The organism is Paenimyroides tangerinum (assembly GCF_003865405.1).
GTDB lineage: Bacteria > Bacteroidota > Bacteroidia > Flavobacteriales > Flavobacteriaceae > Flavobacterium > Flavobacterium tangerinum.
In genome coordinates this window covers 1-6,456 of the sequence record NZ_RQVQ01000073.1, presented here as the reverse complement: position 1 = coordinate 6,456, position 6,456 = coordinate 1, and the positions used below count along the sequence as shown (strand labels likewise).

At 31.4% G+C, this 6,456-nt stretch carries 7 protein-coding genes; all 7 read right to left on the bottom strand.

Features of this window, described 5'->3' with window-relative positions; translation table 11 throughout:
- Positions 1-46: 46 nt before the first annotated feature.
- Positions 47-2,503, bottom strand: coding sequence for a hypothetical protein (locus EG240_RS15915; RefSeq protein ID WP_125020323.1), 2,457 nt, complete (start codon positions 2,501-2,503; stop codon positions 47-49).
- Between the two features lie 152 nt (positions 2,504-2,655).
- On the bottom strand, positions 2,656-2,868 hold the full coding sequence (locus EG240_RS17150) for an IS1/IS1595 family N-terminal zinc-binding domain-containing protein (protein ID WP_449580069.1): 213 nt from the start codon (positions 2,866-2,868) through the stop codon (positions 2,656-2,658).
- A 152-nt stretch (positions 2,869-3,020) separates the two neighbouring features.
- Positions 3,021-3,317, bottom strand: a complete 297-nt coding sequence (locus tag EG240_RS15910; RefSeq protein ID WP_125020322.1) for a hypothetical protein — start codon at positions 3,315-3,317, stop codon at positions 3,021-3,023.
- Positions 3,318-3,322: 5 nt separating this feature from the next.
- On the bottom strand, positions 3,323-3,946 hold the full coding sequence (locus EG240_RS15905; RefSeq protein ID WP_125020321.1) for a hypothetical protein: 624 nt from the start codon (positions 3,944-3,946) through the stop codon (positions 3,323-3,325).
- A gap of 247 nt (positions 3,947-4,193) precedes the next feature.
- Positions 4,194-4,523 carry a hypothetical protein gene (locus EG240_RS15900; RefSeq protein ID WP_125020320.1) on the bottom strand — a complete coding sequence of 110 codons (330 nt, stop codon included), beginning with the start codon at positions 4,521-4,523 and terminating at the stop codon, positions 4,194-4,196.
- A gap of 1 nt (position 4,524) precedes the next feature.
- Complete coding sequence (locus tag EG240_RS15895) at positions 4,525-5,727, bottom strand: cytochrome c-type biogenesis protein (RefSeq protein ID WP_125020319.1); 1,203 nt, start codon at positions 5,725-5,727, stop codon at positions 4,525-4,527.
- 209 nt (positions 5,728-5,936) lie between these two features.
- A partial coding sequence (locus EG240_RS16575; protein ID WP_158612042.1) for a hypothetical protein occupies positions 5,937-6,456 on the bottom strand: 520 nt, incomplete at its 5' end.

Sequence of the window (6,456 nt, the reverse complement as noted above, 5' to 3'; positions counted from 1 at the left end):
AGCCCTTTACTACGTTTGATTTCAATAGCTGGAATCATCCAATAATCTAGCTCTTGATCAGATTCTCCACTCTATTTTCAAGATTAAATTTTGGTTTATCTAATCTTGATATTTGCTCATAGTATTTATTGTCTTTTAATATAACTGTTTTTACAAAAGCGTTACCTGGTTTATAAATATTATCAACATTCGGTATTGCTTCTATTGTTCCGTTAGCATAACGTAAACCTAAATAAACAACAGAAGGTTTATAAGTTTGTGTATAAACTTGTTCAAAGAATTTTTCTACTTGCGTATTAAAAATTGTTTGATAATCAGGGTTTAAATATTGATTTCTTCTGCCCCAACTTGCTTCTTGTTTTACAATATTCTTAGTATCAATATCAACACCTTTTGCATAAACTCCTGGCAAATAATAAGAAACGCTAAAATGACTATCCAGAGCACCTAAAGTATTTTCAGCATAAAAATATGGAACTGTAATAAGTACAGCATTTTTATTAGCTAAATTACTTTTAGTATAAACTTGTTTTGCATATTCATTCCAATTGTAAAAAAGCATATCAACTTTTTGATACAGAACATAAATATCTATGCCTTTATTTAATGTTTTAGTGTATTCTGACAGATAAGCTAAACGATGGTCTAACTTTACTAATTCTTCTCCACCAGCTGGAACATTTTCATCAATATAAATATAAGCCAGTTGATTATTAGTTATATCTGTTTCATAAGCATACCCAACATTATTTTTTGCAATTAAAACATTTAACTTAGTAAGCGCATCATCTATAATTTCTGGTCTTATTTCATCAATTTTATTGAATCTTAATCCTTGAGGTAATTCAAAATTTGCAATGTCAAAATAAGTTTCATCTACATTTGTTTGAGGACATTGCCAGTTAGAGAAAAATTCAATTTCTTTTTCGTTATTATAATCTATATTTTCTTTATTATCAAAAGCATATTTATAGCTTTTAGCTTTATATGTAGGATGCGGTCCACACGGATAACGCATATCTTGCTTATATAAATAAATAGGCTCATTGTCAGTTAATGTTACATAACTAATATCTTTTTTGACACTACCATTCATGTAGCCAATGAACTTACCAGTTTCAGTATCAAATGTTGCTGAATAACAAACTCCATCTACAAATATTCCTGGAACTGTACCCGTTGGAACTTGAGTTCCATTACAAGTAGTATCAACATTGTCTATTTTAAAAGGTTTCCAATCTGGAGTAAACCATATTTTTCCAGCCAACTCCCCATCACTCTGACTTTGAAACGCATATAATTTAAAAGCAGGGTCGTTTATTTGTTTCCAATCGGTAAACAAGAAATTAGCCACTGGCGGATAATCCATGATACTTTGTGTAGTACCTTTGTTTACGTCTTTGTTTTTGAATTTTTTAAACGGATGTTCTAGTTTAAATGCCCCATGAGCTAATTCGTGTACAATAGTTAACGCGTTTTGGTCGAACACAAAACCAAATTGTCCATTTAGTTTCATATAGCCACTTTGTCCTGTGCTCGATGTTTTGTCGGTTACAAAAATGTAATAGGCTTGTTCTACATTATTTGCAACTTTATACGCATTGATAATCGCTTTTTGTGCTTCGCTGTAGGTTGATAAATCGCCAAAAGTATCTTCGGTTGGTATTTTACCATCAACTAAATAATCACTAATATCAAAACTTGGTAATACATTTACATCAACATCAATTGCTAATTGCTTATAAACGGCTTTGATTTCGTTTATTTTAGCATCTGAAATGGTAACGCCTGTAGTTGGAACTAAGTTTAGTTTTAACGCTTTTGGAGAAACATGCACCATAGTAAACACGCCGGCTATTTTGTATTTATCGCCTTGTTTTATGGTGGCTTGTACTTCTTCTAATGCAAATTTCTGAGCGCCTTTTAAGGTTAATACAAAATGGTCGCCTTCTTTTACAGCATCTACTTTTATTCCGTTTTGGGTTTTAAAGAAAACGCTGTCTGCAACTACATCAGTACCACTAAGAGTTACTTTTGCCCAAAGCTTATCGGTTAAACCATTTGGAACAGCTTTGAATGGCACAAACGCATCGTTCACTTTTTTGTAATCGCTGGTTAATTCTTTGTTGTAAGCTACTTGATCAAAGGCGAATTTTGTATCGGTATGTTTTTCAAAAACCACACGAACGCCTTCGGCTGTAAGTTCGGTTGCTTCGCCGTTTTTGTTTACGCCATCTGTGTTTTCAGGGGTTGGCTTACCTCCTGGTGCAGATTCGAATGGTCTTGATACATTACCATTTGCATCAACATAATAATTTTTATTTTCACTATCGGTTATTACCGTGTCTTTACCACCTGGGAAGGTTTCAGTTTGTCCGTTTGGACCGATTACTACAATTTCTCCGCCGTTATTTATGGTAATGTTATCGGCACTGTTGATTGGAAAGGTTACGGTTACCGATTGTTGGTTGGTTATTTCTCTGGGGCAAGCCTTCCACTCCATTTCAGGTCAGGCTGTACGCACTCGCTTTTTCCAAATTAAAAATTTGTAAAAGAGCTCAAACAGAGCTACCATCCTTCTTGCAAAAAAAAACAGTTTTCTAAATTGAAAACTGTGAGTTTGTTAATTTTAATAGTCTAAAAATAATAGTTTATTTATATGCCAATGAAAAGCATAATTTGTTTATTGATTTTGGAACAACAAGCTATGTTTGTATAATGATCAACTATTGTTTTATTACAATAGTTACACTTATAACGTTGTTTTTTCGCTTTTGAAAACCCTGCTTTAATCAATTTACTCGAGCAATAAATACAAGTATGTATTTCATAAACACTTTTGATACACGAGGTACTGTTATCTACCATTTTTAAACCTTTTAAGTCTCTTAAATTACTAAGAACGAACAAATGTTCGTTTTTAGTATGCTAATTATTTCATTAAAAAACTTATAAAACAAAGGTTTGTGTACGTTTTGATTTATATCAACACTTTTGATACATTACCAAAAAAAGCGGTACTAAACCGCTTTGATTATTTCGTATTCTATACTCTTTTCAAGAGGATCGTATTCATCAACTGTTTCAGAAATTTTTTTAAGAAAACCCTGTTGAACTAAAGTTTCTAAATCTTCCTCACCAATCCCAGAACCAAACTCAAATTTTAAATCATAATCGATGTTTTGTAAAAGTTCAATATCCGAAATCTTCAAAGATTGCGAAGGCCATCCAAAGTTGAAATGGATAAAATAAATTAATTGATTTGAATTTAATTCTTCAGAAGCTTTAATTATAGCTTGTTTTAGTTTAATTAACATGTCACCTAATTTATAAGACTTGTCATACGATACTTTTGAAGTACTGGAAGAGTCTTTGTTCCTAATAAATCATATAATGCCTTTCCTAATCTTTGTTTATCGCCTAACGGAGTTGAAGATACTTGAATAATTTTTTGATAATCAGTTACGCCATTGGTGGTATATTTTTTAAGGGCTCCTTGCCAAGTAAGACCCCACTTATCTCCTAATCCCGTTTGAGTGTATCGGATATCATTAAATTCAAATATCAAATCGAGCATATCGTCAGGAGTAGCTATTTTAAAATCAATTGTAGTTTGACGTCTAAGATTTGAAACTACTTCAGCAATTTCTGCATCAGTTTTACCCAATCCTTGTAATTCGATTGCCTTATTTCCAATAGCATCAACTGTGTTTACATAATCACTTCGTAGATTTCCTTTGCTTTTGAATTCAATTAGTTCATCAATATTACTGCTTCTAATATCATTCTTCCAAACATCAAACAAATTATCATTTTGTAATTTTTTCAGAACATCGTCAGAAGCATTTGCAAAATCATCTAAAAACTGCGATCTTAAAACATTATCAAGCTGATTAACTTTTCCTTTTAATGTTACATATACAACATTATCAAGTTTTGATGACAAGTTCCCCGCCCCGCTAACAACTTTCACTTCCATTAAAACATCAACAAACTCTTCTTGCTTTAAAAGTTGTTGTTGTACATCTGATGATAAATTATTGCACTCTGGTGAATTTTTTTGCGTTACTATTTCAGTTTTATAATCTGCTACTGCTTGTACTAAATCTTCAGCTTGGTTTAGATTTGTTCTTTATCTAAAAAATGTCGTTTTATATATTTTCTCCAAAAAAAATAGATACGTTGTAAAGCCCTCAATCTTGAGGGCTTGAGTTGTTATGTATAAAATTGTAAATCTCTAATGCCAATTTGCGAACTTTGAATAAATCAGACTCACTAAGCAAATCCTTTTCAATTCGTAATTCGGTGCCATCCCAATTTGTACATGAAATTTTAATTGTTATACCATCTATAATAAAAAAACCATTGCCTCCATCTATAAAATCATGTTTAAAATCTCGTGAAGTATTATGCGTGTTTTTATCAATATACTCAATTGCTTTATCAAATGAAGAATAATTGTCTCCATCTTCATCTAGAATGAAAACTAGTTCTTTTGAATAAGTAGAATAATACTCTCTCATTTTATTTTACTAAAGGAATTTTAAAAACATTATCTACTGTTGGTCTTCCTTTCATGGATGAACTTATTATTTCTTCGTAAATTGCATTACCAATAAACCCTTTATCAATTTTTTCTTGCACAAGTTGTTCCCAAGTTTTATTTAATTCTTTCGTATCGAGATAATCCGCAATATCAGAATCTTTCATTGCTTGTCGTGCACCACTTCTAATTTCATTTCTCATGTTTACTGCCTGCTTGGCTTGACTTTCTAAAGTTTGAGTTTTATCAATCATATTTTCAATGTTCGCTTTTCTCCATGAGTACCAAACCCTAGTTTCATAAGGAGTTAAACTTTTTGAAGCTGGATTAGTTGATAAATTTAATTTCCCCGCCAATTCTGTAAGTGATGATGCAGATTGTATTTCTTTTGTTGAATTAGCTACTCGTTTTGCAAAATCAAAATTATTATCTACAAATTTGAAAATATCATCTAATTCAGTTCTTGATAAATGAGAAAATCCATTATTGCTAGCCCAAAACACAAAATCATCCAACGTCTTCGATGCCCTTTGCACAACTTTCACTTCCATTAAAACATCAACAAACTCTTCTTGCTTTAAAAGTTGTTGTTGTACATCTGATGATAAATTATTCCACTCTGGTGAATTTTTTAGCGTTGCTATTTCAGTTTTATAATCTGCTACTGCTTGTACTAAATCTTCAGCTTGGTTTAGTTTTTTCCCGTCTAATATAACATTTTTTACTTTATTAGAGATTGATACTGCCACATTTTTTAACCCTAATGCTGCATTTTTTAGTCCAATAATACCCATTACTGCATTATATCCATTTATTGTATTTGCAATACTTGGATATTTTTCTTTTAATTCTGTATTAGTTACTACTAAACTTCCCACAGCTCCAACAACTTCTGTTATCGCCCAAGCTCGTTTAACCCATCCTACCTTAGTTATTAACGCTGCACCACCACTTGTAGCAATGGTAACAACATCTAATGTGTTTATAATATTTTTTTCTACTGCGTCATTAAACTCTTTGGCTGTTTTGTATTCTAAAAATATAGCTGGCACAATATACATACCTGTTGGATTTGTATTTATACCATCTAAAGCTATTTTTACAATATCTAAATTTTCAGTAGATAGAATTGCAACTGGATCTAACGGTTTAAGTTTTATGGATGGATAGTTATTGTCTGGCATCCACGTTCCACCTGCGTTATTATAATACAAAAACTCCCTACTTATTAAAATCTTATCATCAACTAAGTTTCCTACAAATTTAGAATATCCTGCTGCATTAATATGTGCTTGTCCAAGAGTCGCGAAAAAACCTTCTGCTTTTGGTAGTTCAAATTTTATTGGATCTAAAGATATTACTTGTCCAAATAAATCTATATCATCAACCGTTTTTAAACGTTCTTTCCAAACGTGTTTAAACTTTCGTAAGAATCTTGATTCGTATTACAATTTACAGTTATAACTTGCTCATTTGTTCTATTATTTGCTATAAAATTATTTATTCCATCAGCTGTAAAAATATTTGATATTTCGCTATATTTTACATCAATTCTGTACGATGGTTCAGGACAAGGTTTCTGTAAATCAAAATATAAACTTACAGTTGCGTTGTTTGAAACTGAATTAACTTTATTAAAGTTTTGTAATTGCTTTTCACCATAATAATATTTATTATCTCCTGATTTTGATTCGTTCCAACAATACGTTTCGTTACCTAATTTGAAACTATATAACACTCCCTGATTATTAGAGTTTATATTACAATCCCGAGAAGACAATATAGTTTCAGTTCCTGAAATTTGAACAATCTGATAATTTGGAGTTAAAATATAGTTTGCAAACTCCCCCTCACTCTGACCTTGAAATGCATACAATTTAAACGCAGGGTCGTTTATTTGTTTCCAATCGGTA